The sequence below is a fragment of the Kaistella rhinocerotis genome (assembly GCF_030243905.1).
GTDB classification, from domain to species: Bacteria; Bacteroidota; Bacteroidia; order Flavobacteriales; family Weeksellaceae; genus Kaistella; species Kaistella rhinocerotis.
The window spans coordinates 614250-639928 of sequence record NZ_JASSYY010000001.1 but is presented as its reverse complement, the minus strand read 5'-3'; the positions used below and the strand labels follow the sequence as shown (position 1 = coordinate 639928).

The 25679-nt window shown below is 43.8% G+C and carries 23 protein-coding genes and 1 tRNA gene; 15 read left to right on the top strand and 9 right to left on the bottom strand.

Translation table 11 applies throughout. The features are described 5' to 3' along the window. Positions 1 to 10: 10 nt before the first annotated feature. A tRNA-Arg gene (locus QEP06_RS02895) sits at positions 11 to 82 on the top strand. A gap of 264 nt (positions 83 to 346) precedes the next feature. Here QEP06_RS02895 and uvrA read toward each other — a convergent pair. After that, positions 347 to 3133, bottom strand: coding sequence for an excinuclease ABC subunit UvrA (uvrA, locus tag QEP06_RS02890; RefSeq protein ID WP_285268992.1), 2787 nt, complete (start codon positions 3131 to 3133; stop codon positions 347 to 349). A 256-nt stretch (positions 3134 to 3389) separates the two neighbouring features. On the opposite strand from uvrA, the gene QEP06_RS02885 reads away from it, so the two are divergent. The 4 genes from QEP06_RS02885 to QEP06_RS02870 all read left to right on the top strand — a co-directional run bounded on the left by QEP06_RS02885 (position 3390) and on the right by QEP06_RS02870 (position 8421). Then, positions 3390 to 4103 (top strand): DUF2490 domain-containing protein, encoded by a 714-nt coding sequence (locus QEP06_RS02885; protein ID WP_285268991.1) that lies wholly within the window; start codon positions 3390 to 3392, stop codon positions 4101 to 4103. Positions 4104 to 4246: 143 nt separating this feature from the next. Further along, a complete protein-coding gene (gene dnaN / locus QEP06_RS02880; RefSeq protein ID WP_251833152.1) occupies positions 4247 to 5377 on the top strand; it encodes a DNA polymerase III subunit beta in 1131 nt (376 codons plus the stop codon). Positions 5378 to 5519: 142 nt separating this feature from the next. After that, positions 5520 to 7922, top strand: coding sequence for a phenylalanine--tRNA ligase subunit beta (gene pheT / locus QEP06_RS02875; protein ID WP_285268990.1), 2403 nt, complete (start codon positions 5520 to 5522; stop codon positions 7920 to 7922). Between the two features lie 100 nt (positions 7923 to 8022). Beyond that, positions 8023 to 8421, top strand: a complete 399-nt coding sequence (locus tag QEP06_RS02870) for an META domain-containing protein (protein WP_285268989.1) — start codon at positions 8023 to 8025, stop codon at positions 8419 to 8421. A gap of 51 nt (positions 8422 to 8472) precedes the next feature. On the opposite strand, the gene QEP06_RS02865 is transcribed toward QEP06_RS02870, so the two are convergent. Genes QEP06_RS02865 through QEP06_RS02835 form a run of 7 tightly spaced genes read right to left on the bottom strand, consistent with a single transcriptional unit; the run spans position 8473 to position 14517 of the window. Next, positions 8473 to 8715: a hypothetical protein gene (locus QEP06_RS02865; protein WP_251833155.1), complete on the bottom strand. Its 243-nt coding sequence runs from the start codon at positions 8713 to 8715 to the stop codon at positions 8473 to 8475. A gap of 37 nt (positions 8716 to 8752) precedes the next feature. Further along, positions 8753 to 10075: a hypothetical protein gene (locus QEP06_RS02860; RefSeq protein WP_285268988.1), complete on the bottom strand. Its 1323-nt coding sequence runs from the start codon at positions 10073 to 10075 to the stop codon at positions 8753 to 8755. A 9-nt stretch (positions 10076 to 10084) separates the two neighbouring features. After that, a complete protein-coding gene (locus QEP06_RS02855) occupies positions 10085 to 10978 on the bottom strand; it encodes a 3-hydroxybutyryl-CoA dehydrogenase (protein ID WP_285268987.1) in 894 nt (297 codons plus the stop codon). A 21-nt stretch (positions 10979 to 10999) separates the two neighbouring features. Beyond that, positions 11000 to 11815 carry a M23 family metallopeptidase gene (locus QEP06_RS02850; protein WP_285268986.1) on the bottom strand — a complete coding sequence of 272 codons (816 nt, stop codon included), beginning with the start codon at positions 11813 to 11815 and terminating at the stop codon, positions 11000 to 11002. A 3-nt stretch (positions 11816 to 11818) separates the two neighbouring features. Beyond that, a complete protein-coding gene (bla, locus tag QEP06_RS02845; RefSeq protein WP_285268985.1) occupies positions 11819 to 12700 on the bottom strand; it encodes a class A beta-lactamase, subclass A2 in 882 nt (293 codons plus the stop codon). Positions 12701 to 12712: 12 nt separating this feature from the next. Beyond that, on the bottom strand, positions 12713 to 13531 hold the full coding sequence (locus QEP06_RS02840) for a M23 family metallopeptidase (protein WP_285268984.1): 819 nt from the start codon (positions 13529 to 13531) through the stop codon (positions 12713 to 12715). A 23-nt stretch (positions 13532 to 13554) separates the two neighbouring features. Beyond that, complete coding sequence (locus QEP06_RS02835) at positions 13555 to 14517, bottom strand: Gfo/Idh/MocA family protein (RefSeq protein WP_285268983.1); 963 nt, start codon at positions 14515 to 14517, stop codon at positions 13555 to 13557. 103 nt (positions 14518 to 14620) lie between these two features. Here QEP06_RS02835 and QEP06_RS02830 point away from each other — a divergent pair, with 103 nt between their 5' ends. The 5 genes from QEP06_RS02830 (at position 14621) to QEP06_RS02810 (ending at position 21121) form a co-directional block, all read left to right on the top strand. After that, positions 14621 to 15271, top strand: coding sequence for a protein-L-isoaspartate(D-aspartate) O-methyltransferase (locus QEP06_RS02830; RefSeq protein ID WP_285268982.1), 651 nt, complete (start codon positions 14621 to 14623; stop codon positions 15269 to 15271). 157 nt (positions 15272 to 15428) lie between these two features. Further along, a complete protein-coding gene (locus tag QEP06_RS02825; protein WP_285268981.1) occupies positions 15429 to 18701 on the top strand; it encodes a cytochrome c biogenesis protein CcsA in 3273 nt (1090 codons plus the stop codon). A 142-nt stretch (positions 18702 to 18843) separates the two neighbouring features. Beyond that, entirely contained in the window at positions 18844 to 19761 is a 918-nt protein-coding gene (locus QEP06_RS02820; RefSeq protein WP_285268980.1) for a ribonuclease Z, read from the top strand. Between the two features lie 24 nt (positions 19762 to 19785). After that, the gene (locus tag QEP06_RS02815) at positions 19786 to 20553 is read left to right on the top strand and encodes a TIGR02757 family protein (RefSeq protein WP_285268979.1); all 768 of its coding nucleotides are present in this window, start codon (positions 19786 to 19788) and stop codon (positions 20551 to 20553) included. Between the two features lie 19 nt (positions 20554 to 20572). Next, the gene (locus tag QEP06_RS02810; protein ID WP_251833164.1) at positions 20573 to 21121 is read left to right on the top strand and encodes a DUF1003 domain-containing protein; all 549 of its coding nucleotides are present in this window, start codon (positions 20573 to 20575) and stop codon (positions 21119 to 21121) included. Here the strand turns inward: QEP06_RS02810 and rsmA are convergent. Continuing rightward, positions 21118 to 21885 carry a 16S rRNA (adenine(1518)-N(6)/adenine(1519)-N(6))-dimethyltransferase RsmA gene (gene rsmA, locus QEP06_RS02805; RefSeq protein WP_285268978.1) on the bottom strand — a complete coding sequence of 256 codons (768 nt, stop codon included), beginning with the start codon at positions 21883 to 21885 and terminating at the stop codon, positions 21118 to 21120. The genes QEP06_RS02810 and rsmA overlap by 4 nt on opposite strands. A gap of 144 nt (positions 21886 to 22029) precedes the next feature. Here rsmA and QEP06_RS02800 point away from each other — a divergent pair, with 144 nt between their 5' ends. The 5 genes from QEP06_RS02800 (at position 22030) to rluF (ending at position 25664) form a co-directional block, all read left to right on the top strand. Then, positions 22030 to 22929, top strand: a complete 900-nt coding sequence (locus QEP06_RS02800) for a cell division protein FtsX (RefSeq protein WP_251833166.1) — start codon at positions 22030 to 22032, stop codon at positions 22927 to 22929. 3 nt (positions 22930 to 22932) lie between these two features. Beyond that, entirely contained in the window at positions 22933 to 23244 is a 312-nt protein-coding gene (locus tag QEP06_RS02795; RefSeq protein WP_285268977.1) for a DUF3098 domain-containing protein, read from the top strand. A 43-nt stretch (positions 23245 to 23287) separates the two neighbouring features. Beyond that, the gene (locus QEP06_RS02790) at positions 23288 to 24100 is read left to right on the top strand and encodes an undecaprenyl-diphosphate phosphatase (RefSeq protein ID WP_285268976.1); all 813 of its coding nucleotides are present in this window, start codon (positions 23288 to 23290) and stop codon (positions 24098 to 24100) included. A gap of 124 nt (positions 24101 to 24224) precedes the next feature. Beyond that, positions 24225 to 24926 (top strand): tRNA pseudouridine(55) synthase TruB, encoded by a 702-nt coding sequence (gene truB, locus QEP06_RS02785; RefSeq protein ID WP_285268975.1) that lies wholly within the window; start codon positions 24225 to 24227, stop codon positions 24924 to 24926. Between the two features lie 18 nt (positions 24927 to 24944). Continuing rightward, a complete protein-coding gene (gene rluF, locus QEP06_RS02780) occupies positions 24945 to 25664 on the top strand; it encodes a 23S rRNA pseudouridine(2604) synthase RluF (RefSeq protein WP_425256170.1) in 720 nt (239 codons plus the stop codon). The last annotated feature ends 15 nt before the right edge of the window (positions 25665 to 25679 follow it).

Here is a 25679-nt window from a genome sequence, read left to right as displayed (position 1 = left end):
TTGTATTCCCGGCCCCATAGTTCAAAGGATAGAACAAAAGTTTCCTAAACTTTAGATACAGGTTCGATTCCTGTTGGGGCTACAAAATCCTTCCACAAATAAAGAAAATCCCACGCTTCAGACGTGGGATTGACAGATAATTTCATCTCATTTGTTTAGTTATACAACCACGAACAGTGAAGCCGACATCGCTTCTGTTTTTTAGATTTCAAAAATTTCAAATTTCAGAATATATCTTAAAACTTGTCCTTTCTTACTGTAAATGTACTGTTTAAAATATTCCGAAAGATGAACGAAATATTAAAATTCACAAGTTACTAACCATTTTTTGTGGATAACTTCTAATTTAGGTAAGCTTCTCAACCAAAAATCGTGCGGTGTGGGACTTTTTATTTTTTATCAGTTCTTCCGGCGTTCCTTGGAACACCACTTCACCGCCATATTTTCCGGCTTCCGGACCAATGTCGATGATGTAATCTGCAGACTTGATGATATCCGGCTGATGTTCGATGACGATCACCGAATGCCCGAGTTCGATAAGTGCCTGCAGTGAGGTCAGCAACTTATTGATATCGTGGAAATGCAGGCCGGTAGAAGGTTCATCGAAAATAAACAGTGTCTTATCCGTCGTGACACCTTTCACCAGGAACGACGCGAGTTTGATCCGCTGCGCTTCACCACCGGACAGGGTAGAGGAGCTTTGGCCAAGTTGTAGATAACCAAGGCCGACTTCCTGCAAAGGTTTCAGTTTGGTCACGATTTTCTGTTCGTTGTTGTCTTTAAAGAATTCAAGTGCCTCATCCACAGTCATGTGCAGGATATCGGCGATGTTTTTCTCATCAAACTTTATCTCAAGGATTTCGCTCTTGAAACGCGTGCCTTTACAGGTTTCACATTCGAGTTCTATATCGGCCATAAACTGCATGGACACGTTGATCACGCCTTCGCCCTTGCATTCATCGCAGCGTCCGCCGTCTACGTTGAAGGAGAAATGTTTAGGTTTTAAATTCTGAATTTTAGCGAGTTTCTGCTTTGAAAACAAGTCGCGGATGTCGTCGTAAGCTTTTAAATAAGTTACCGGATTTGACCGCGATGATTTCCCGATGGGGTTTTGATCGATCAGTTCAATATTTCTGACGAGTTTTTTCGGAAATTCTACCGAATCGTAATCACCTTTTTTACCGCCCATTCCAAGCTGGATGTGAATCTCGTTCGTCAGGATTTCCTTCATTAAAGTCGATTTTCCGGAACCCGAAACACCCGAAATCACCACCAGATTCTCAAGCGGAATGTTGACGTCAATGTTCTTAAGGTTGTTTTGCCGCGCACCTTTTATTTCGATGAATTCTTTGGCTTTGCGCCTTTTGGCCGGAACTTCGATCTGTAATTTTCCGGTAAGATATTGCGCGGTAAGCGATTCGGAATCTTTCAATTCTTCAAAATTACCCGCAAAAACCAGTTCGCCCCCCAGATAACCGGCTTCCGGACCGATGTCGATGATGTAATCTGCCGCGCGCATCACATCTTCGTCGTGTTCTACCACGATTACCGTATTGCCCAGGTCGCGAAGGTTTTTCAGTACTTCAATGAGGTTTTCGGTGTCACGGGAGTGGAGTCCTATTGAAGGTTCATCCAAAATATAAATCGAGCCTACAAGCGAACTTCCGAGTGATGTCGCGAGATTGATCCGCTGGCTTTCACCGCCGGAAAGTGTGTTTGAAGTTCGGTTTAAAGTAAGATATCCAAGCCCAACTTTGAGCAGGAAATCGAGGCGCGTGGTGATTTCGTAGAGTAGCCTTTTTGCAATCTCAGCATCGTGTTCGTTGAGTTTCAGCGAATTGATCAGCGGCAGTAATTCGTCGAGCGGCAGCTCAATCATTTCCTGGATATTATGGCCATCGATCTTTACCCACTGGGTTTCTTCGCGCAGACGCAGACCCTCGCAGGACGGACACAGTGTCTTACCCCGGTATCTGGAAAGCATCACGCGGTACTGGATCTTGTACAGGTTTTCCTCGACCATCTTGAAAAAACTGTTGATGGACGGGAAACTTCGCGTTCCGTCGCCTTTCCAAAGGTAATTCCGCTGCTCTTTTGTGAGTTGGAAATAAGGTTTGTGCACCGGAAATGAAGTACCGACCTTTTTTATAAAAGATTTCTTCCATTCGCCCATGCTTTCACCTTTCCAGCTTGCCACCGCATCTTCAAAAACCGACAGGTTCTTATTTGGAACCACCAAATCTTCATCAATGCCGATTACTTTACCGTAACCTTCACATTCAGGACATGCGCCATAAGGATTATTAAAACTGAAAAAATGGACATTCGGTTCCATGAATTCATGTCCGTCGAGTTCGAATTTATTTGAAAATTCGGTGATCTCAGCGGTCTCGGTATTTTTTAAAGAACAGTAACCATGACCTTCGTAAAATGCCATTTGTATTGAATCTGCAAGCCGCTGCAGGAAACTTTCATCTTCCTCATACCGGAATCTGTCGATGACCAGGAAGATTTCCATGTGTTTTTCCGGCACGAAACCGAAACTTTCCAGATCTTCTATTCCTGCGACATTTCCGTTTACCTCAAGCTTCGTGAAACCGGAAACCTTCAGCGTGTTCAGCAAATCCTGAAATTTTTCAGTTTCAAATATAAGCGGACTTCTGAGCAGGAAATCCTGGTTTTCATTCTGTTTGATGTGCTCAATCACATCCGTCACCGAATCTTTTTTTACTTCCCGTCCGGAATCAGGCGAAAAAGTGCGGCCCACGCGCGCGAAAAGCAGCTTTATGTAATCATAGATTTCGGTGGACGTACCCACGGTGGAGCGCGGATTAGATGAAATCACCTTTTGCTGTATCGCGATAGAAGGTGCAAGCCCTTTGATATCATCAATTTTCGGTTTTTCGAGCTTTCCCAAAAACTGCCTTGCGTAAGAGCTCAAACTCTCCACATAGCGGCGCTGTCCTTCCGCATAAATCGTGTCAAATGCCAGTGAAGATTTGCCGCTTCCGGAAACACCCGTGATTACCACAAGTTTATTCTTCGGAATCAGAACATCAATGTTTTTCAGGTTGTTGAGATGTGCATTTTTAACGAAAATCTCTTTTTTTATATCTATTTCTGTAGTAATCATGTGTAAAATTGGAACCCACAAAATTACGCTTTTTCCACCGAATTCATTTTAAAAGGCGGCATTGCTCAATCCGGAAAATTTTAAGATATTTGCAGTACAAATCTGTAACAATCATGAAAAAATTTTTTAATGATCTGCTTACACATTTGATGAGAAAAAGATAAGTAGTTTTATGTCTAATTTCTTAAAACGCAAAAGTGTAATCTGAAAAGGTTACACTTTTTTTGGGTAAACCAAAAAGTGCTATTTTTGCCCGATGAAAAAATGCCTGTTATTTCTCGCGTTTGCGCTTTTCTTCGGCAAATTAAGCGCTCAGGAACATATTTCGAGTTTCAATAGCGTTTCTGTCACGTATAATTTCCATCCGAAATTCTATCTTTTTGCGGAAGGTCAGTTGCGCGGAATCGAAGATTTCTCATACCCCGATTATTACGAGATCAAGGGTGGGCTTGGCTACAAACTTACGCCCAATCATAAGCCATTCATCGGTATCGGACGCTATGCGACTTACGCAGACCGGAAGCTTGATAAGGAAGAATTCCGTGTCTGGCTTCAGGATGTGGTAGATTTTAAAGCAGGCCGCGTAAAGTTCGAAAACCGTGTGCGGGCAGAAAAAAGTTGGTTTTATGAGCCGCAGACCGATGAAGTTTCAGACCGGATCCGTTTGCGCTACAGGCTCAATCTCACTGTGCCGCTGAATTCTGCCAAGGTTGAAAAGGGAACCATCTTCGCGAATGCTTATGAGGAAGTCTTCTTCGTGACGACGCAGGAGCCGCTGTTCGCACGGAACCGTGTTTATGGTGGTTTCGGGTATCAGATCGATGATCATTTCGGCATCGCGTCCGGCTATCTTTGGCAGCGTGAATTTGCACTGTCCGGAAACAAAAATGTGCATTTCCTGTATCTCGCACTGAATATTACAATAGACGGTTCAGACGAGAAGGAATACGGTTTCCCGGGCGCGGATTAGTGTTGATAACTTTTGCGTAAAGGCCGTTTTTATATTTTAGGATTATTGCGGTTTTTTGCTTCAAATCGTTATATTTGTCAAAATATTTTTCTAAAATGAAGCGTCCACGTTTCATTTGACCTTAAAAAAATAAATATATCCAAATGAAATTTATTGTTGCAAGTGGGGAGTTACAGAAAGCACTGAATACGGTGAGTGGTGTGATTTCCAGTTCCCAGTCACGGCCGATTCTCGAAAACTACCTCTTTGAAATTGACGAAAACAACCTTAAAATAACGGCCTCCGATGGCGAAACCACGCTCATAAATTCCATTGAAGTACGTTCAGACGATACGGGGAAATTCGCCGTGCCTGCCAAGATCTTTCAGGATTTTGTGAAGACTTATGGCGAACAGCCTTTGACATTATCTGTAAAAGATGCGGAAGACGGCAATGGCAGTATCCTGGAGATACTGGATGAAAAAGACAACTTCGCCGTGGCGCTGGATCATGCTGAAGATTATCCGGAAGTTCCGGAATTTGATGCCTCCCAAAGTGTTCAAATCTCAGCCGGCGTTCTTTGCGAAGCTCTTACCAATACGCTTTTTGCGACAAGCAACGATTCATTGAGACCGGTGATGACGGGCGTTCTCTTCCAGTTTAAAGAAGACGAAACCAATTTCGTTTCCACTGATTCTCACCGTTTGGTGGTTTACAAAAGAAGCGACCTTGGAAATCCGGAACCGATTGAGTTCATCATGCCCAAAAAGCCGCTTTCAATCTTTAAAAACATCCTTGCGAACTCCAGCGAAGATGTGAAGATTGAATTTAATGAAAACATGGCCAAATTCACATTCGGAAACAATATCTGGATCTGCCGACTGATTGACGGTAAATATCCGAACTACTCCGCGGTAATCCCAAAAGAGAATCCGAATGTACTGACAATCAACAGAAGCCTGTTGCTGAGCTCGATCCGCCGTGCTTCGATCATGTCAAACAAATCGACAAATCAGGTGAGATTCAAGCTTTCGGGCAATATTTTACATTTGCACGCTGAAGATACCGAGTACGCAAACAAAGCAGACATGCAGATTCCGTGCGATTACAACGGTGAAGACATCAACATCGGTTTCAGTTCTAAATTCCTTACCGAAATGCTTTCTGTACTGAGTTCCGACGATATCACGATGAAAATGTCGCAGCCGAACAGACCGGGCATCATCGAGCCGGTGGACGGACTGGAAGACCAGGAAAATATCCTGATGCTTTCTATGCCGGTGATTGGAATGTAAAAAGCATCTAACAGTTAAAAAACTATCATTTGAGATTCGAATTTTTCGGGTCTCAATTTTTTTTTAGGCGCTGAAAACACGATATTTGCAGACCGGCGAGACCATGATTATTTCGGCGGTTATTCTTAAATTATTTTTAAAAATGAAAATTTCACACAGCTGGCTTCAGGATTATATTCAAACAGATTACAGACCGGAGAAAATCGGGGAATATCTTACAGACATCGGTCTTGAGGTTGAGGGTATCGAAAAATTCGAGTCCGTAAAAGGCAGTCTTGAAGGAATTGTGGTCGGAAAAGTGCTTACGTGCGAGCAGCATCCGAATGCGGATAAACTTAAGAAAACCACTGTAGATGTGGGCAACGGAAAGATCCTGAATATCGTTTGTGGTGCACCGAACGTAGCTGCCGGGCAAACGGTTCCTGTCGCGGTGGTCGGAACTCAGCTTTATCTGAACGACGGTAGTCCGCTGGTGATAAAAGAAGCAAAGATTCGTGGCGAAGTGTCACAGGGAATGATCTGCGCGGAAGATGAAATGGGTCTGAGTGACGACCACGGCGGCATTATGATCTTAGATGGTGATCAATACGACGTAGGTAAAAATTTCGCTGATTATTTTGATTTGTCTAATGATTCAGTCTTTGAAATTGGCCTCACACCTAACCGTACAGACGCGATGTCACACTACGGTGTAGCACGCGACCTGAATGCATTTTTAAGTTCAAACCAGCTGAAATCGGAGTTCGCGAAGCTCGACTCGAAAACCGTAACCTCGTCCGAAAGCACTGAATTTACGCTTGAAGTGGAAGATTCTGCGCTTTGCCCGCGTTATATTGGCGCTGTCATCCAAAATGTGAAAGTTGCTGATTCGCCAGATTGGTTGAAAAACAGACTGAAAGCAATTGGCTTAAGCCCTATCAACAATATCGTTGATATTACAAATTATATTTTACACGGCCTCGGGCAGCCACTTCACGCGTTCGATGCAGATAAAATCGCCGGGCGCAAGGTGATAGTGGGTGTAAGCCAAAAAGAAACGAAATTCACGACATTAGACCATATAGAAAGGACGCTGAACGGCACCGAGATCATGATCAAAGACGGTGACGGGCAGCCGATGTGTATCGCGGGTGTTTTTGGCGGTGAAAATTCAGGTGTTTCTGAAAATACAACCACCATTTTTCTTGAAAGCGCTTACTTCAATCCGGTGGCGGTGCGTAAGGCAGCGAAATATCATGGTCTTAATACCGATGCGTCATTCCGTTTTGAGCGTGGCGTGGATCCGGAAATTACCCGGACAGCCATCACGCATGCCATTTCGATGATTGGGGAAATCGCTGGTGGAGCCCTGGCCGGTGATCTGCTGGAACATTATCCGGAAAAAATCGAAAGTCATTATGTGATTTTAAGATTTTCAAAGGTTGAGCAGATTTTAGGAACAAAAATTCATAAGGAAAAGATAAAGGAGATATTAAAATCACTTGAAATTACCGTTTTAAATGAGATTCAGAACGGGCTTGAACTATCTGTGCCAGCCTACAGAGCTGATGTAACGCGCGAAATAGACGTCATCGAGGAGATTTTACGTATTTACGGGTATAATAAAATTGATTCGCACAGTAAGATTGCATTTACACCAGGCAAACTTACGCCGGATGACCAGGATGCGCTGGAAAATGCGTGGGCCAGGATGCTGCAGAGCCATGGTTTCAATGAGGTGATGAACAATTCTTTGACGTCATTAAAAGATGAAACAGATGCCGTGAAACTGCTGAATCCGTTAAGCAGCGACCTGCAGTTTATGCGCAAGTCTTTGCTTGAAGGTTTGCTTGAAAACGCGGATTACAATATTAAACGTAAAAACGCTGACATCAAATTTTTCGAACTTGGCAAGATCTACCACAAAAAGGAAAAGTATGTGGAACGGAAGCAGCTTGCGATCCTGGTTTCCGGCCGTGATGCCGCAGAAAACTGGCTTTCGCCGAAATCAGCGACAGACTTTTACCGCATGAAATCGTACCTGAAAATGCTGACGGATAAACTCGGTTTAAATATTGAAGAAAAATCGTTGGAGGATGCCAGATTTTCTGATGCTTTGGAGTTAATTGCAGGCGGCAAAACCATTGCCAGACTTGGGAAAGTGGCACCGCAGTTGCTGAAAGATGCCGACATTGAGCAGGATTGTTTTTACGCGGAACTTGAACTGGAAACTTGCCAGACTTTGCGTGCTACAGGTACATTTAAATTTAATGACATTCCGAAATTCAACAAGATCCGCCGCGATCTGGCTTTGCTGGTAGACAGGAATGTTTCGTACGCGGAACTGTTTGAGCTGGCGAAGAAAAATCCGTCGAAATACCTGCGAAACATCAATCTTTTCGATGTATATGAAGGCAAAAACCTGCCGGATGGCAAGAAGTCTTACGCAATGAGTTTCGAGCTTTTGAATGAGGAAAAAACGCTTGAAGAAAAGGAAATCTCAGAAGTGATGAACTCCTTGGTCAATTCGTTCAGGAAAGAATTTGGAGCTGAGCTTCGTTCGTAACGGGCGAAAATTTGCAGGTAAGTGGGCTTTCAGTCCGTTTTTACGTTGAAGATAGGGCGCGGTAAATTTTTAAATACTTAAATTTGATTAAAGAAACATTATGAAGAATATTTTTTTAGCCCTGTTCGCTGCAGTTTCAATCGCGTCTTGTACTACCATGTCGAGTTCCAGAGTCGGCAGTTCACAGGCGAATATCGCAAATACAAAATGGGTTCTGGCCGATGATGTGGCAGGCAAGAAACCGACATTGAATATCGAGTCCGCCCGCGTGACCGGCAACGGCGGCTGCAACAGCTATTTTGGTGACCTCGCTTTAGACCCGACAGCCGGCAACTTCACCGCAAAAAATGTAGGAGCTACCAAAATGGCCTGCCAAAATATGGACGTGGAGAGCAACTATTTCCGTATGCTCAATGAAGTGAACAAATACGTTGTAAATGGCAATGTGCTCGAACTTTACAGAGGAAATTTGTTGCTACTGAAGTTCAATAAACAGTAGTAAACAACAAAACACCACAAAAAAAGGAACCTTTTCAGGTTCCTTTTTCATTTATTCTGCGTCTTCCTCTTCGTCATATTTTGCGAGTTCTTCGTCGCACCATTTGAAGCCGGCTTCTACCACCTTTGTTGCTTCATCTGCCATGGTTTCTTCATCGTCACCCTGCAGGTCATCCAGCCATTCCACTTCCTCTTCTTCTACGTTCAGGATATAGCGCGGATACTCCGTATGAACAACAAAAAGGTCTTCAGGAAAATCTGAATTGTCGGCTAATAAAAACTTTGGTAATTTCATAATATTTATTTTTACTGTTTTCAAAAATACTAAAATTTTATTGAAACTTATTCGTGTCAATTTTTATTTTGCGCAAAACTTTGTGCGCTGTCAGCGTGGTTTTTTGCAGTGTGTCTTTCGGGTTTTCGGTAAACCGGATGTTTGGATTTACCGTACTCAGCAGTTCAGCTATTTGGGTGGCAGAAAAGTTCGAGTCCTCTCCGCGGTAAAATTTCAAAGGCGCATCCCGGAGTTTTTCCTGATCTAAAAAATTGGCCGCTGCACGGCGGTTTTCGAGAAAGTTACTTCGGGAAAGTAGAATGAAAGCCAAACCGGTAGCAAGACTCAATGCAGGAACAAGATAAGAAAGTCGGCCAAGAACCTGATAAATTTTCTTAAAATAGACCAGCCAGAGCGGAAAACTGAACGGAGCCAGCAACCGGTAATCCAAAGCGTCTGTAACGTAAATAAACTGTATCAAAAAAGTGCAGGCAGTACCGATAATGCCGCTGAATACGAAAAACCTTTCTGTTTCTGAAAGCTTATTTTTAATAAAAAGAATGGCAGCAACAGCAATGTTTAAAAAGCCAACGCCGTAGATCGCGAAATTCACAAGACCGCCACCGGGATTTGAAATGTGAATAAACGGATTAAATGAAGTTGCCAAACCATAAAAAAACTCACTCACCAATTGGGAGGCAGATGATATGTTTGGCTCTATTGCGTTCCCCAAATAATCAGGATTAAAATAATCAATAAATAGAGTCTTATACAGGGCGACGAAAAGAAATCCTGTTAATGCCGCACCGATGAAGTTTTTGCTGTAATGTTTCCTGTAATTGATGAGCCCAAACAACAGCAAGCCACCCATAAAAAAAACGGCCGGATATCTAACCAAATAAAGCAAAATTAATGAAACGGATAACTGAATAAATGACTGAAAACCACTGCTTTGTCCGATTATCTGAAGTCTCGCCACATACAGAAATACGAATACAAACGGCAACATCAGTGCTTCACTGAGTGTCGCCGCAAAGATGGACACGAAACTGAAAAGGCTGCATACGATGATGGTTTCCCGAAGATAAAATTTGGCCCTTTTCGCAAGATATATCATCGCAATGAGTGCCAGGATACCGACCACTTTGCTGGCCCAGAATTCACCCCAACCAAACAGCGTAAAAAATTTGATACTCAGCGGATAGCCGAGCGGCGTGGTGGTATTATCAATAACAGGAAAGACATGCGAAGTCCGCATAAACCGGATCGAATCTGGCGTTACGCGGCCTTTCTCATTAAGCAGGATACGCAGGATGATCATCACCAGCGTAGCGGCGACAAGCCCAATGTGAATCCTGTTCTCAAGAAGTTTTCTCCGCATTGCGAATTTTTACTTTGGCAAAAACATCTTTGAAACTTTTTCCGCCTTTTTGCTTTCGCTGTAGTCGTAAAAGCCTTCACCCGATTTCACGCCGAGTTTGCCGGCGGTCACCATATTTACCAACAGTGGATTGGGCGCATATTTAGGGTTTTTGAAACCATCGTACATCACATTAAGGATTGCAAGGCATACATCAAGCCCGATAAAGTCGGCCAGTTGAAGCGGTCCCATCGGGTGTGCCATCCCAAGTTTCATTACCGTATCTATTTCTTCTACGCCGGCCACGCCGTTATACAGTGTTTCGATGGATTCATTGATCATTGGCATCAGGATTCGGTTGGCAACGAAACCCGGATAATCATTCACTTCAACCGGTGTCTTACCCAAGTTTTTGGATATTTCATACACCGCTTCAAATGTTTCGCCCGAAGTAGAGTAGCCTTTGATGATCTCAACAAGTTTCATGATCGGAACGGGATTCATGAAATGCATGCCGATCACTTTTTCCGGACGGTTGGTTACTGACGCGATTTTTGTGATCGAGATCGAGGACGTATTGGTCGCGAGGATGCAGTTTTCAGGTGCCAACTCATCCATCTGTCTGAAAATCTTAAGTTTCAGGTCAAGGTTTTCGGTAGCGGCTTCTACGATCAGATTGGCATTCGGAGCGGCGTCTTCAAGCTTCGTGAAAGTCGAAATATTGGCCAGTGTTGACGATTTCTGTTCTTCAGTAAGCTTTCCTTTCGCCACAATCCGGTCAAGATTGGCGGTGATGGTTTTCAGTCCTTTTTCCAGCGCTTCATTTGAAACATCAACTAAATTTACTTTAAAACCTGTCTGCGCGAATGTGTGCGCAATTCCGTTACCCATCGTACCGGCACCGATAACTACAATATTTTTCATGTTTAATATTTTTTTAAAAAGCTAATAATTCTTTAGATAAGATTTTCCTTCTTCGAGGATTTCAATTCCTTTTGAAGTCCTGAATTTTGTTTTAATAAAGTTTCTTTTGCCATCGAGCCGGTTCAGGAAAACCGAAAAATGCAGATGCGGCCCGCTGGAGTAGCCTGTATTTCCGCTATATCCCAGCAGTTGCCCTTTCGTAACGGAATCGCCCTTTTTCACCACCACACCTTTAAATTTAAGATGTGAATAGTCTGCGAATGAACCGTCGCTGTGCATGATGAGGATTCGGTTGTTAAGCTTCACGCAGGAGATTGAAGGACAGCTTTTTGTATTGTGATCGATGATTTCCGTCACTATTCCCTCACGCGCGGCCCAGATTTCGTCACCGACCTTTAAATCAAAGTCCAGTGAAAATTCTCCACTGTGCGAAAATTTGCCGTTATAACCCTGATAAATCCTCTGCGTTTTGCCCGTGGGATAGGGAAGGTCATAAATATACGTGTCATCAAAGGTTTCCAAAGTTGCATCACCAAAATTGAATGTGTTGGTGTATGAAAATTCATTCGAAGCATTGACTTTTATTGGGCTCAGTTTTGCGACCGGAAACTTTTTGGTATACGGCGGAATGACAACTGTTTGCCCGTTTGGCAGCGTATTGTGTAGATTGACCAGTTTAAAATTAAATTTTGCAGACATCGGCATCGGTTCGTCATTGTCTGCATAAAGGTAAACCTCGCGGTTGCTGATTTCATGAAAGAACCGGATCTTCCAGTTCTGCTGCGCAAAAACGTTGAGGAAACTAATTAAAAATACAATAATAAGAATACGCTTCATCCGTTAATTTTTTTGGCTGAAATGTTTAAAAACAACTTCCGAAATGTCCGCAATGATGCCGGTGTTCACCTGCTCGCTTTCCATCGAATCTGAAACCAAAACGCTGATCGCGTACTGTTTTCCGTTAGGTAATGTCACGATTCCGATGTCGTTTTCCGCAATCGTCTTGCCCTGCCTGTCTTTGCCCGAAGAGCCGGTTTTATGCGCAACCACAACGGTTTGCGGAAGTTTAGCGACGAGTTTGTTCTTGCCGGTCGAAGTTTCCAGCATTGTGTTCATCAGAAAATCGGTCGAATTTTTCGACAGAATTTTTCGGTCTGCAAATGCTTTCAGTAAATTATTGGCTGCATTGGTGGTCGTAACATTCTGATACATGTATACAAACCCTTTATGCATCTGGTCTTCGTTTACTGCAATAGTGAAACCTTCTGCGCCTTTGCTGCGTAAGATTTTTTCGGCATTCTGGGGTCCGCCAATTAGTTGAAGCAGGATGTCGCAACCGTTGTTATCGCTTTCTGCGACAGTATATTTAATTAAAAGACTGAGCGGCATTTCGAAATTTCCGTTCGGAAACATTTCGCGAATCGGGCTCCAGGTATCTTCTTTAAGGTCTGTTTTTTTTATTAAAATGTTTTGATCAAGGCTTAATTTTCCTTGGTCAACCTGACTTAAAACCGCCAGCGCCACATGGAATTTGACAACGCTGAGCATTGGCAGCTTCTTGTTGCCATTAATGCTGAAAGATTTATTCGTTTCAAAATCCAGTATGGAAACGGCCACAGTGGCGTTCTTGCTTTTGATAATTTCCCGGATCTGTTTATTTAAATTTTGGCCGAACCCTAAAATGGAGACAAAAATCAACAGAATTGAAACGGTTTTTTTCATAATCAGCTTTGTTTAAAGGCTTCGGCTATACGTTTTGCCCTCCGAAAGGTACACCGGAACCTTGCTGCCCGCAATATTAAATTTAGTTTTAAAATATCTTCTGCCACCATCCATTTTCGGAATGAAAACTGAAAAATGTAGATGCGGACCTTTAGACCAACCTGTATTTCCGCTGAAACCGATGTGCTGACCTTGCCCGACTTCGTCCCCAACTTTCACCACCGAACCGTTCTGACGGAGATGTACATATTCGGCAAAAGTACCGTCGGAATGAAGAATGATAATTTTGTTATTGAAGTTGGCGCAGTCCTTCGTCATGCAGCTCCGGTTGTTGTTCGTAACCACCGTCACCACCTTTCCGCCGCGCGCCGAAAACACTTTGTCGCCTGTCTGCAAGCTGAAATCAAGAGAACTTGCATCCTGATGCGAGAATTTACCGTTATAACCTTGATAAATGCTGTGTTTCTTGGTTATTTCAAATGGCAAAGTGTACACAAAATGTTCCTCGGTGTTTCCTGTATTTACATCGCCTAACACATAGTATGCATCGTAGGCGAATTTTGTCGGTTTCGTTCTGTCGACCGTCTTTATATCGCTCAGCGCAAACTTCTTCGACTGCGCCGGAATGACAATCACACTTTTATCCGCCAGTGAGGAGCTCATATTATCTGCCGTGAAAGAAAACTCTACAGAAACAGGCGCTAATTCGTCGTTGTCAGCGTAGATCGTGACGCTGTTGTTCACTTTTTCACGGTATAATTTAAGTTTGATGGTGTCTTGGGAATAGAGGAGTGTAGAACAGAACAGAAATAACAGGAAAATATTTTTCATTTATAATTTTTCAAATTTTAAGTTCAGCTGATCATTTTTACGATTTCGAGTGCAACTTTCAGGGCTTCTGTGCCGTCTTCCAGTGAAACTTCTACATTTTTATTTTGCGTAATGGCATCTGCAAAACTTTCAAGTTCATCTAAGATGGCGTTATTTGGCTGAATGCTCGGATACTCAAAAATGATCTGATTGCGCTCACCTTCGGCATTTTCGATGATCATATCGAAGTCTGTCGGGTTTTCAGGTGCTTCTTTCATCTTGATCACCTCCGCCTTTTTCTCGAGAAAATCTACCGAAATATATGCGTCTTTCTGAAAAAACCTCGATTTTCTCATCGCTTTCATCGAAATCCGGGATGTGGTGAGATTGGCCACGCAGCCGTTCTCGAATTCTATCCTCGCATTGCAGATATCGGGAGATTTTGAAACGACGGCCACGCCGGACGCATGGATGCTTTTCACTTTAGATTTCACGATGGAAAGCAGAATATCCAAATCATGAATCATCAGATCTAAAACCACTGAAACGTCCGTCCCGCGCGGATTGAATTCAGCCAAGCGGTGAATCTCGATGAACATTGGGTTTTGGATGAAGGCTTTGGAACCGATGAACGCAGGATTATATCTTTCGACGTGTCCTACTTGCGCTTTAATACCGAATTCGCGGCATTTGTGCATGATTTCTTCGGCCTGCTGCAGGGTTTGCGTAACCGGTTTTTCTATAAAGAAATGTTTGCGGTGTTCTATCGCCATCAGCGCATAATCATAGTGATAAAGCGTTGGCGTGACGATGTCGAGCATATCGATTTCATTCAAAAGTTCCGTGAAATCTTCGAAATACCGGTAGCCAAATTCGGCTTCTATTTTTTTGCCGTTCTCGCGGTCAGCGTCGTGAAAGCCGATCAGTTCGTACTTTTCTGACTGTTTTAAAAGTCTTAAATGAATTTTACCCAAATGTCCGGCGCCCACCAGTCCTGCTTTCAGCATAGAAAATATATTTTCGGTAAAGATAAAAAATTCACGCGGAGAATTGTTGCGCAGAGGCATTTCCGGATTCGGAAATCTCGACTCTATTCAGTAGTTTTGTGGCATGCAGGATTCATTTTTACATAAAGGAAAGAGAAAGTTCTTGGTTGAATATCTTCGTGAGAAAATTGGCATCACCGATGAGAAGGTACTAGAAGCGATCAATACAGTGCCGCGTCACCTTTTTCTCGAAAGTATTTTTGAAGATTATGCCTACGAAGACCGTGCATTCCCAATCCTGGCGAAACAGACAATCTCTCATCCTTCCACCGTGGCGGAGCAGACTGAACTTCTTGAACTCAATGAAAAAGAAAAGGTGCTTGAAATAGGTACTGGCAGCGGTTATCAAACAGCAGTTCTGGTCGCGATGAATGCCTGGGTTTACACGGTGGAGCGCCAAAAAGACCTGCACGATTTTGCGCATAAGAAACTTCGTGAACTTCATCTTCGGCCTAAATTCCAGAGTTTCGGTGACGGTTTCGCGGGTTTGCCAACGTTTGCGCCTTTCGATAAAATTCTTGTGACCTGCGGCGCGGAGACATTGCCAACAGAACTTCTGCACCAGCTAAAAATCGGTGGAAAAATGGTCATTCCATTAGGCAAAACCGATGAACAGATCCTTACGCGTTTCACCAAACGTTCTGAAAAGGAATTTGAAAAAGAAGAATTTGGTGCGTATAAATTTGTGCCCATGCTGAACAGCACGAATGGCTAAAATTCAGTACTGAAATTCTGTGATGTTACGCGAATGTTAAACTTTTGCAAACGCGGAAATAACATTCTGGAAATTCGCTTTTTAAGATTATACAACGTATTTTTGCGGCTATTCAGTTTTAATGCAGCTTTCAGTGGCTGCGTAAGTTATCTTAATAATGAAAAAACTTCAGAGTATTCTTATCTCAACCCGCACCATGGCGGTCCTGTTGCTTGTTTATGCTTTCTCTATGGCTTACGCCACCTTCCTCGAAAACGATTACGGCACACCTACAGCAAAAGCGCTTATTTATGAAGCGAAATGGTTTGAATTGGTCATGCTGCTTCTAATCCTGAACTTTATCGGAAATATCTCAAGATACCAACTTTGGAAACGAGAAAAATGGCCGGTTTTGGTCTTTCACCTTTCGTTTATTTTAATATTTATCGGCGGTGCGATCACACGTTACATAAGCTATGAAGGCATCATGCATATCCGCGAAGGTGAAACTTCGAATGAGGTGATCACCGATAAGAATTTCTTTAAGATACAGATTGAAGAAAAAGGTGACATCCTGAACTATCAGGATATTCCTTATCTGATGTCGCCGCTTCACAAAAATTTCAGCGCCAATTACGATTATCACGGCAAAAAAGTTTCGGTAAAAACAATAGATTATCTGCAAAGGAAAAAAGACAGTCTGGTAGCGGATAACAACGGTACAGAGTTCCTACATATCGTGTCTACCGGGCAGAATGGCCGTGAGAATATTTACATAAAACCCGGTGAATCAAAATCGATCAACGGAACGCTGGTGAGTTTTAACCGGCCGATTGAAGGTGCTGTAGAATTTGACAATACATCAGGTCCTCTGATGATCAAGACGCCGGTTGACGCTGAATACATGACGATGGCAACGCAGGCAACCGGCACCACGAAAAAGGATGAATATCAGCCGCTCGTGCTCCGCAGCCTGTATACCGTGAATGATCTTAAACTGGTAGTTCCGGATGGCCTGAAAAAAGGTAAACTCATTGCTTATGAAGGAGACCGCAAAAAAGACAAGGACGTTTCAGATCAGCTGACAGTGGAAGTACAGGGACCAAAAACCAAGGTAAATGTCGATTTGCCGGTTGAAAAGGGAAATCCGAATGCCTTCAAACAAATTTCGCTGGACGGAATGAATATCATTTTAGGTTTTGGACCGAAAGTTTACAAAACGCCGTTCTCGCTGAAACTCGACGATTTCGTAATGGAAACCTATCCGGGAAGTTCATCACCAAGTGCTTATGAAAGCCACGTACAGATCATCGATAAAGGAACGCAGACGCCTTATAAAATTTATATGAACCACGTACTGAACCACGGCGGTTACCGCTTTTTCCAGGCGAGTTTTGACCCGGACAGACAGGGAACTGTTCTGTCGGTAAACCATGATTTCTGGGGAACCTTGATCACTTATATTGGTTATGCTTTCCTGTTCATCGGGATGTTTGTGATATTCTTCTGGAAAGGAACACATTTCTGGAAACTGAACAAGATGCTTAAAGACGTTAACCGCAAGCGCGTTGTTTCAGTGCTGCTTATTCTTTTGAGTTTAAATTTAAGCGCACAAAAGATTGATACGCACGGGACCGACGGAGCGCCGAAAACTTCGCAACAGAGCCATTCTGCAGATGACGGACACGGGCACGGAAGTGAAGCAGATTTACTTATAGAAGAACCTGCGCCTAAAAAACAGCAGAATTCGCTGGCTTTGCGTTCACCAAAACCTATTACCGCTGACGAAATCATCGCAAGAAACACCATCAGTAAAGAACACGCTGATAAATTCGCGTATCTGCTGGTGCAGAACTATGAAGGACGTATTGTTCCGATGAACACCCAGGCGCTGGATGTGCTTCGGAAACTGTACAAGAAAGACGCCTTCCGCGGAACCGGTGGTAAACACCTTACGGCAAACCAGTGGTTTCTTTCAATCAACACCGATACGGCCAGCTGGACGATGGTGCCAATTATCAAAGTTGGTACTAAAGGAGGCGAAGAATTAAAGAAGAAAACCAAAGCCAACGAAGACGGCTACACCTCGCTGATGTCGCTTTTCCCCGCCGATGCACAGGGAAATCTGCATTATGTATTAGAGGAAGATTATCAGGAAGCCTTCCGTAAAAAACCGGCAGAGCAATCTAATTACGACAAGGAAGTAATCAATGTAAATGACCGCGTACAGGCCTTCAATGAATTCTTCAGCGGCCAGTTTATGCGCATTGTACCTGTACAGAATGATCCAAACAACACGTGGCATTCCTGGCTCGACCAAAGTTTCGAGCCGGATATGGAAGCGCAGAAAGTGATGGGACCTTATTTCTCCGAAGTTTTAGCTGCGCAGAAATCCGGAAACTGGAGCAAAGCTGACGAAGAGCTTAAAAAACTATCAGATTATCAGCAAACCTGGGGGAAAAACGTAGTTCCGGCCAAGTCGAAAGTTGATCTGGAAGTTTTCATGAACAAAGTGAACATCAACTTCCATTTGCTGATTTTCTACACAATCATTGGCGGTTTGCTCTTGGTATTAGGTTTCATCGAACTGTTCAAACCGAACAGGATATTAAACAAAATAATCCGTGGGTTAATTTTAATCGGACTTATCGGTTATGTTTTCCAGTTCCTGGGATTGGTGGCACGCTGGTATATTTCGGGTCACGCACCGTGGAGTAACGGTTACGAAGCGATCATTTTCATTTCGTGGGTTGGTATTACGGCCGGACTCTTACTTTACCGAAATTCAAATGCGCTCATTCCCGCAGCCGGCTTTATGGTGGCCGTGATCATGATGGGCTTTGCGCACGGCGGTTCGGCGCTGGATCCGCAAATTACACCGCTTGTTCCGGTTCTTAAATCCTACTGGCTAATTATTCACGTGGCGATCATTACCGCGAGTTACGGTTTCTTTGGCCTGTCGATGGTGATTGCGATCATCGTGCTGATGTTTTACATTTTCGCAAACAAAAGAATTTTTAAAATTCATAATGACACCACCATCAAAGAACTCACGATTGTGTCTGAAATGTCACTTACGATAGGCCTATACGCGCTTGTGGTAGGCACATTCCTCGGCGGTATCTGGGCAAACGAGTCGTGGGGAAGATACTGGAGTTGGGACCCGAAAGAAACCTGGGCGTTCATTTCTGTAATGATCTATGCGTTCGTTCTTCACATGCGATTGGTTCCAGGTTTGCGTGGCCGCTGGCCATTCCACGTTGCGGCGCTGTTCTCTATTTCAACGATCGTGATGACATACTTCGGTGTGAATTATTACCTGAGCGGACTTCATTCCTACGCGGCGGGCGATCCGATACCGGTTCCGGCCTGGGTGTATATCGGCAGTGCAGGGATGCTTACACTTGCAGCCGTGTCTTATTTCAGACTGAAAGCGATTACCAAAAAGTAAAATCACATAAGATTCCCGGTTTTTTTAACCGGGATTTTTTTTGATTAAATACTTTTGGCTTTGGGTTTAAAAGGATCGGATGCAGGCATAAGCTCCAAATAATCATTAGATTTGCAGCACGTTAACATTTTGACCAACAAATTTGAGCACATATATTACTATTCTTGGCTTTAATTCGGCAATTCCGACGGTGAACTCTTCGCCGACCGCGCAGTTTCTGGAGATGGAAGAACGCCATTTTCTCATCGATTGTGGTGAGGGAACCCAGGTTCAGCTGCGCAAAGCCAAAGCGCGTTTTTCGAAAATCAACCATATTTTCATCTCACATCTGCACGGCGACCACTGTTTCGGTTTGCCGGGACTTATCGCCTCGTTTCGCTTGCTGGGCCGTGAGACACCGCTGCACATCTATGGTCCGAAAGGCATCAGGGAAATGCTCGAAACTATTTTCAGGATCACGGAGACGCACCGTGGTTTCGAACTTGTTTATCATGAACTCGAAAGCAAGAAGTCGGAGAAAATATTCGAAGACAAAAGAGTAGAAGTGTACACGATACCACTGAACCACCGTATCTACTGCAACGGCTATCTTTTCCGTGAAAAACCGAAAGAGCGTCACCTCAATATGGCTGAAATCTCGAAATATGCCGAGATTGAAACCTGCGATTATCACAACATCAAACTCGGCAAAGATTTCGTTTTGAGCGATGGTTACGTTTTGAAGAACGAACTTTTAACTACTGAGCCATCTAAGTCTGTTTCCTACGCATTCTGCAGCGATACGCGCTATTTCGAAACCGTAGTTCCGATCATTGAAAATGTAGATGTGCTTTACCATGAATCCACTTTCCTGCACGATCTGAAGGAAATGGCAGATTATACCGGACACACCACAGCTCTGGAAGCGGCGCGGATCGCTAGAAAAGCCAATGTAGGGAAACTCATCTTGGGTCATTTCTCCAACCGTTACAATGACCTGAATGTTTTCACCGACGAAGCGCGGCAGGTTTTCCCGAATTCTTATTTGCCGAAAGCACTTGAGGCAGTAAAAATTGGCTGATATTTTTCTTTTTTTTAATTTAAAATGACCACTGACGACCTTAAAGATTTTCTCGATGAGAAAGCTGAACTATACAATTCAAAATCATTCATAGAAAACGACCCGATTCAGATTCCGCACCGTTTTTCACTTAAACAGGACATCGAAATTTCGGGCTTTCTGGCAGCGACCATTTCGTGGGGAAACCGGAAGGCAATCATCAAAGATGCTGAAAAGATGCTTGATTTCATGGAAGGTGAGCCTTTCGCTTTCGTAAAGAACTTTGAAGAGAATGATTTAAAAACTTTAGATAACAAAAGCATTCACCGTACCTTTTCGGGCGAAGATTTTGCTGAATTTCTGCGCAATCTGCAACGGCTATATACATCTCACGAAAGTCTCGAAGACTTTTTTCTGCTACAGGACGGTGAACAGAATTTCTACCATTCATTGGCGCGGTTCCGCCAGGCATTTTTAGGTGAAAACATGCACAGAAGCCATAAACATGTAAGTTCAACGTACAAGAATTCGTCTGCAAAAAGGCTGATGATGTTTCTGCGCTGGATGGTGCGGCGTGATAATAAAGGTGTGGACTTTGGGATTTGGCAACGAATTAATCCGGCAAATCTGTCAATTCCGCTCGATGTGCATACCGGAAATATTTCGCGTAAACTGAACATCATACAACGGAAACAAAACGACTGGAAAACCGTAGAAGAAATGGATCTTGTATTACGAAAACTGAATCCGCAAGACCCTGCAGTCTACGATTTTGCGCTGTTTGGGCTCGGCGTGTCCGGGGATTTTAAGTAAATTTGCCGAAAATAAGCAGATGGGACGAAGCGAAGACCGCGAAAAGAAAATCCAGTTTCTTACGAAGGTTACAGACAGTATCATGTGGTGGATGGGTTCTATACCATCGCTCATCGTGCATTCCGTGGTTTTTCTTACGGCATTTTTGCTGCCGGTTTTCGGTTTGGTTTCGGTGGATAAAATGCTGCTCGTGCTCACCACCGTTCTTTCGCTTGAAGCCATTTACCTCGCCATTTTCATTCAGATGTCCGTAAACCGCAGCCAGGAACATATCGAAGATATACGTGAAGATATCGAGGAGATTCAGGACGACATCGAAGAAATCAGTGAAGATATCGAGGAGATTTCCGAAGATATTGATGATATTCAGGAAGATATCGAAGATATCGCCGACGAAGAAGATGAAGAAGACCACAGCGAACGCGCGCGCAATGTGATGCTGAAAAGCAATGTTTCTTCCAATAAAAACGAGATCAAAGCATTGCGGGAAGTCATTGAAAACCTGCAGAAACAGCTTGAAAACCTTAAAACTGAAGACGAGTCGTCAGACGAAAAAGCGCCTTCCTAAGCGTTTTTCCATTCGTTCGTAAATGCTATAAAATCCTGTACTGAAAGTTCCTCTGCACGCTTATCCAGAAACGGATGGTTTTGCACTGCTTCCGGAATTTCAATGGCTTTGAGCGAATTCGAAAGTTTCTTGCGACGCTGTCCGAAGCCTGCCTTCACGATTTTTTTAAACAGAACCTCGTTGCCCGCCAGACCTTCTTTTGGATTTCTGGTCAGTTTAATTACGCCGGATTTCACCTTTGGTGGCGGATTGAAAACATTCTCATGTACTGTGAACAGGTAGGTAACGTCATAAAGTGCCTGCACCAAAACCGACAGAATGCCGTAATCTTTGGTTCGCGGCACGGCTGCTGTCCTTTCCGCAACTTCTTTCTGAAACATTCCCACCATTTCCGGAATCTGATCGTAAAAATCGATGATTTTAAATAAAATCTGCGACGAAATGTTGTACGGAAAATTTCCAATTACGGCCACCTGACCGCTGAACATCGCGGCAATATCGGCTTTCAGGAAGTCGCCGACAAAATGCCCGTCCTGCATTTTGGGATAATGCTGCTTAAGATAGTCGATGGATTCGGTGTCTATTTCAGCCACGAAAGTTTCCGTGTCTTTGTCGAGCAGATATTTGGTCAGGACACCCATTCCGGGACCTACTTCGAGTACTTGTGAATAGTTTTCAAACGACAGGCTGTCAACAATTTTCGCGGCGATATTTTCGTCGGTAAGGAAATGTTGGCCGAGGTGTTTTTTGGCTTTTACGCTCATGGTTTACGGTGGCAGAATTAGTAAGTTATCAGAAAAAATCCAGCGTGCCGGCCGGCTTTTTAGATTTTTTTTAACAGCTATTTATAAGGGTTTGGCCGCAAATTACGGAAGATTTTATCTATTTTAGCAGAAATTTTTTATTTAATGGCAAAGACAGCTGAAGATTTTAACAAGAGACGCCTGCGCTCCAGCAATATTACGGTGGTGGTGAGTATCGCGCTCGTATTGTTTCTGCTCGGATTGATGGGTTTGATATTGATTAATGCCCAAAAATATTCAGATTACATAAAAGAGCAGCTCGTGGTGAATGCTTATTTTGATGAGAATTTTGATGCCAAAGATTCCGCTAAAACGGTGAAGATGGAGGCGGAAACATTTAAAAAAATCCAGGCCCTGGCACCCGTGAAGCGTGCTACCTATATCTCGCGCGAGATGGCTGCGGCCGAAGCTAAAAAAAGTATGGGCATCGAAAGCAGCGCGCTTTTCGAAGAAAACATTTTCCCTTCATCTGTAGAAGTTGCCTTGAAACCCGAATTTGTGGATCCGACAAAGATAGATGAAGCCATTAAACAAATCGAGGCTACACCCGGCATTGTGGACGTAAAAAACAATAGTACGCTGATGGTGGAAGTGTACAACAACCTCGAAAATCTGCTGAAGTGGATCCTTGGTTTCTCTGTACTGTTCCTCATCCTGGCTGTGGTGCTGATCAACAACTCAATACGTTTAAAAATATTCTCCAAACGTTTCATTATCAAGACGATGCAACTCGTAGGAGCAAAGCGCAGATTTATCCTCAAGCCTTTCATCAAAGAAGCCGTAATTCTCGGAGTTATCGGCGCGGTGCTCGGACTGGCGGTGCTTTTCGGAGCGTGGTATTATTTCATTACGCAGATCGGGACGCCATTCGCACAGGATAACGACAAACTGATCATTTTGGTGGTTGGTATCTTTTTGCTCGGAGTGCTGATTACCGTGTTCTCCACTATATTCGCAACGTGGCGTTTCCTTCGTTCAAATGTAGATGACCTCTATTATTCTTAACAAATGTCCAAAAAATATAAGAAATTTTCCGCCGATTCCATCGGTACCAAGGATGCAGATGTTGTGGCGAAGAAGCCGTTTTATTTCGGTCCGCAAAACTACAGACTGATGTTGATCGGCCTCGCGTTTATCGTGGTAGGTTTTCTGCTGATGATGGGAGCCGGTGCGAACACTGTGGATGGCAAATATGATCCAAATGCCTGGAATGAAGATATTTTTTCCATCCGCCGCATCCGCATCGCACCACTGCTTGTGATTGCCGGTTTCGTTATAGAAGTGTACGCGATCCTAAAACGGAATCCGAAGCAGGACTAAGGCCCAAACATTACCAATTAATCATCACCCATTATTTATTTAGATGGATCTATTCAAAGCAATTCTCATTGCTATCATCGAAGGTTTAACCGAATATCTGCCCGTTTCTTCCACCGCTCATATGATCTTCACAAGCTCCGTTTTCGGGATTCAGGAAGATGAGTTTGTAAAGATGTTTCAGGTTTCCATACAGTTCGGTGCCATTCTGGCGGTAGTTTTTCTGTACTGGAAGAAGTTTTTTGATTTCAAAAATGTCAATTTTTATCTGAAACTCGCCGTGGCCGTCATTCCGGCACTTGTGCTCGGAAAACTGTTTGATGACAAGATTGAAGCCGTGCTTGGAGACCCGGTGCCAATTGCCGTTGTATTAATCCTCGGTGGCGTGGTGTTGCTGTTCATCGACAGGCTTTTCAAGGTAAGTACCATCGATGACGAAAAAGATATTTCGTACAAAAGTGCGCTGATGATCGGCTTTTGGCAGTGTCTTGCAATGATGCCGGGCACCAGTCGGAGCGCCGCGTCCATCATCGGAGGTATGCAGCAGAAACTTACGCGCAAGGCGGCGGCCGAATTTTCGTTCTTCCTGGCGGTTCCTACGATGCTCGCGGTCACTGTGTATTCGATTTTCGTGAAAGACTGGAACTACAAAGGCGTAGAACAAAAAGGCTTCGAAATGTTGATGCAGGGCGACAACCTGATGCTTTTTATCGTTGGGAACATCGTCGCATTTGTAGTTGCGGTGGTGGCCATCAAATTCTTCATCGGCGTGCTTACAAAATATGGTTTCAAGCCGTGGGGATGGTACAGAATCATCGTGGGAATCGTGTTGTTAATCTATTTCACGCAGTTTAATTAGTGTTTTATTTGGGCAGCTTTTCCGCCCTCCGTTCCCGCTTTTCTGCTTTCACTGCGTTTCAGCAAAAAGAGCTCCACTCAGGTCGGGCTGCAGGTTCCGCACCTTTCAAATTTAGCTTATCACAATGACAGACCAGGACATCCTAGAAGGACAGATCATTTTACTCGACAAACCGCTGGACTGGACTAGCTTTCAGGCTGTGAATAAGTTGAAATACAAACTTAAGAACGAATTCAACCTCCCAAAAAAGTTTAAGATCGGTCATGCCGGAACGCTGGATCCGCGCGCAACCGGGCTTTTGATTGTTTGTACAGGCAAATTCACCAAGAATATCCCGGCCATTCAGGACGCACCTAAAGAATACCTCACCGAGATAAAGATCGGGGTACAAACCGAATCGTATGATACAGAAAAACCGGAGATCCTACACTGCGACTATTCAAACATTACAGAAGAAGCCATCTGCGAAACTTTAAATACATTTGTAGGCGAGATCGATCAGACGCCACCGGTTTTTTCAGCCATAAAGATTGACGGAAAGCGCGCCTACGACTTAGCCCGAAAAGGCGAGGAAGTGGAAATGAAATCGCGTAAAACCACGATTCACTATATTAATGATATCGAGATCGAATTGCCATTCGTGCGTTTTACAGTGGGTTGCTCGAAAGGCACTTACATCCGCAGCCTGGCGCACGATATTGGGCAGAAATTGGCAGTGGGAGCGTACCTCACCAACCTGAGACGTACGAAGATCGGTGAATTTTCAGTGGAAGATGCATCTTCTGCTTATCTTGAAAATGATTTCCGCTTCAATGCGGAGGATTAAACATTTAAAAATATTTACGTGGAAACGCGCATCAACAAATATCTGTCTGAAATAGGCTTTTGCTCCCGCCGCGAAGCCGATAAAATGCTCGAGCATGGCCGAATTACCGTGAACGGCAAAATTCCCGAACTCGGCACAAAAGTTTCAGACGCGGATGAGATCCTGGTCGATGGTGTTTCAGTACGGAAAGTTGAGGAAGAGCACGTTTACATTGCCCTCAATAAGCCTGTTGGCATCGTCTGTACCACCGACACCAAACGCGAGCGGGACAATATCGTTGAATTCGTCAATCATCCGAAACGGATTTTCCCGATCGGGCGCCTCGATAAACCGAGCGAAGGTCTTATTCTGCTGACCTCAGATGGCGACATTGTCAACAAAATTCTTCGCGCCAGAAACAATCACGGGAAAGAATACATTGTACGCGTAAACAAACCCATTACGCCACAGTTCCTGCACAAAATGCGCAACGGAATTCCGATTTTAGGTACTGTCACCAATAAATGTGAAGTGGAACAGATCGATACACTCTCATTCAGAATTGTCCTTACGCAGGGTCTCAACCGGCAGATCCGCCGCATGTGCGAGTATCTCGGCTATGAAGTGAAAAAACTGAAACGTATCCGCATCATGAACATTAAACTCGATTTACCCATCGGCAAGTGGCGCGATTTAACGGCGCAAGAACTGGCCGAACTCAACGCACTTCTTCAAGATTCAGAAAAAACGGTGGACTAATCATCCACCGTTTTT

Excerpts from the sequence above, each read along its gene's own strand:
- rsmA (WP_285268978.1), bottom strand. The coding sequence starts at position 21,885 with ATGAGCGTAAAAGCCAAAAAACACCTCGGCCAACATTTCCTTACCGAC.
- QEP06_RS02855 (WP_285268987.1), bottom strand. The coding sequence starts at position 10,978 with ATGAAAAATATTGTAGTTATCGGTGCCGGTACGATGGGTAACGGAATT.
- QEP06_RS02885 (WP_285268991.1), top strand. The coding sequence starts at position 3,390 with ATGAAAAAATGCCTGTTATTTCTCGCGTTTGCGCTTTTCTTCGGCAAA.
- QEP06_RS02835 (WP_285268983.1), bottom strand. The coding sequence starts at position 14,517 with ATGCTGAAAGCAGGACTGGTGGGCGCCGGACATTTGGGTAAAATTCAT.
- bla (WP_285268985.1), bottom strand. The coding sequence starts at position 12,700 with ATGAAAAAAACCGTTTCAATTCTGTTGATTTTTGTCTCCATTTTAGGG.
- QEP06_RS02815 (WP_285268979.1), top strand. The coding sequence starts at position 19,786 with ATGACCACTGACGACCTTAAAGATTTTCTCGATGAGAAAGCTGAACTA.
- QEP06_RS02795 (WP_285268977.1), top strand. The coding sequence starts at position 22,933 with ATGTCCAAAAAATATAAGAAATTTTCCGCCGATTCCATCGGTACCAAG.
- QEP06_RS02865 (WP_251833155.1), bottom strand. The coding sequence starts at position 8,715 with ATGAAATTACCAAAGTTTTTATTAGCCGACAATTCAGATTTTCCTGAA.
- uvrA (WP_285268992.1), bottom strand. The coding sequence starts at position 3,133 with ATGATTACTACAGAAATAGATATAAAAAAAGAGATTTTCGTTAAAAAT.
- truB (WP_285268975.1), top strand. The coding sequence starts at position 24,225 with ATGACAGACCAGGACATCCTAGAAGGACAGATCATTTTACTCGACAAA.
- QEP06_RS02810 (WP_251833164.1), top strand. The coding sequence starts at position 20,573 with ATGGGACGAAGCGAAGACCGCGAAAAGAAAATCCAGTTTCTTACGAAG.
- QEP06_RS02825 (WP_285268981.1), top strand. The coding sequence starts at position 15,429 with ATGAAAAAACTTCAGAGTATTCTTATCTCAACCCGCACCATGGCGGTC.
- QEP06_RS02830 (WP_285268982.1), top strand. The coding sequence starts at position 14,621 with ATGCAGGATTCATTTTTACATAAAGGAAAGAGAAAGTTCTTGGTTGAA.
- QEP06_RS02840 (WP_285268984.1), bottom strand. The coding sequence starts at position 13,531 with ATGAAAAATATTTTCCTGTTATTTCTGTTCTGTTCTACACTCCTCTAT.
- QEP06_RS02850 (WP_285268986.1), bottom strand. The coding sequence starts at position 11,815 with ATGAAGCGTATTCTTATTATTGTATTTTTAATTAGTTTCCTCAACGTT.
- QEP06_RS02800 (WP_251833166.1), top strand. The coding sequence starts at position 22,030 with ATGGCAAAGACAGCTGAAGATTTTAACAAGAGACGCCTGCGCTCCAGC.
- QEP06_RS02870 (WP_285268989.1), top strand. The coding sequence starts at position 8,023 with ATGAAGAATATTTTTTTAGCCCTGTTCGCTGCAGTTTCAATCGCGTCT.
- dnaN (WP_251833152.1), top strand. The coding sequence starts at position 4,247 with ATGAAATTTATTGTTGCAAGTGGGGAGTTACAGAAAGCACTGAATACG.
- pheT (WP_285268990.1), top strand. The coding sequence starts at position 5,520 with ATGAAAATTTCACACAGCTGGCTTCAGGATTATATTCAAACAGATTAC.
- QEP06_RS02790 (WP_285268976.1), top strand. The coding sequence starts at position 23,288 with ATGGATCTATTCAAAGCAATTCTCATTGCTATCATCGAAGGTTTAACC.
- QEP06_RS02860 (WP_285268988.1), bottom strand. The coding sequence starts at position 10,075 with ATGCGGAGAAAACTTCTTGAGAACAGGATTCACATTGGGCTTGTCGCC.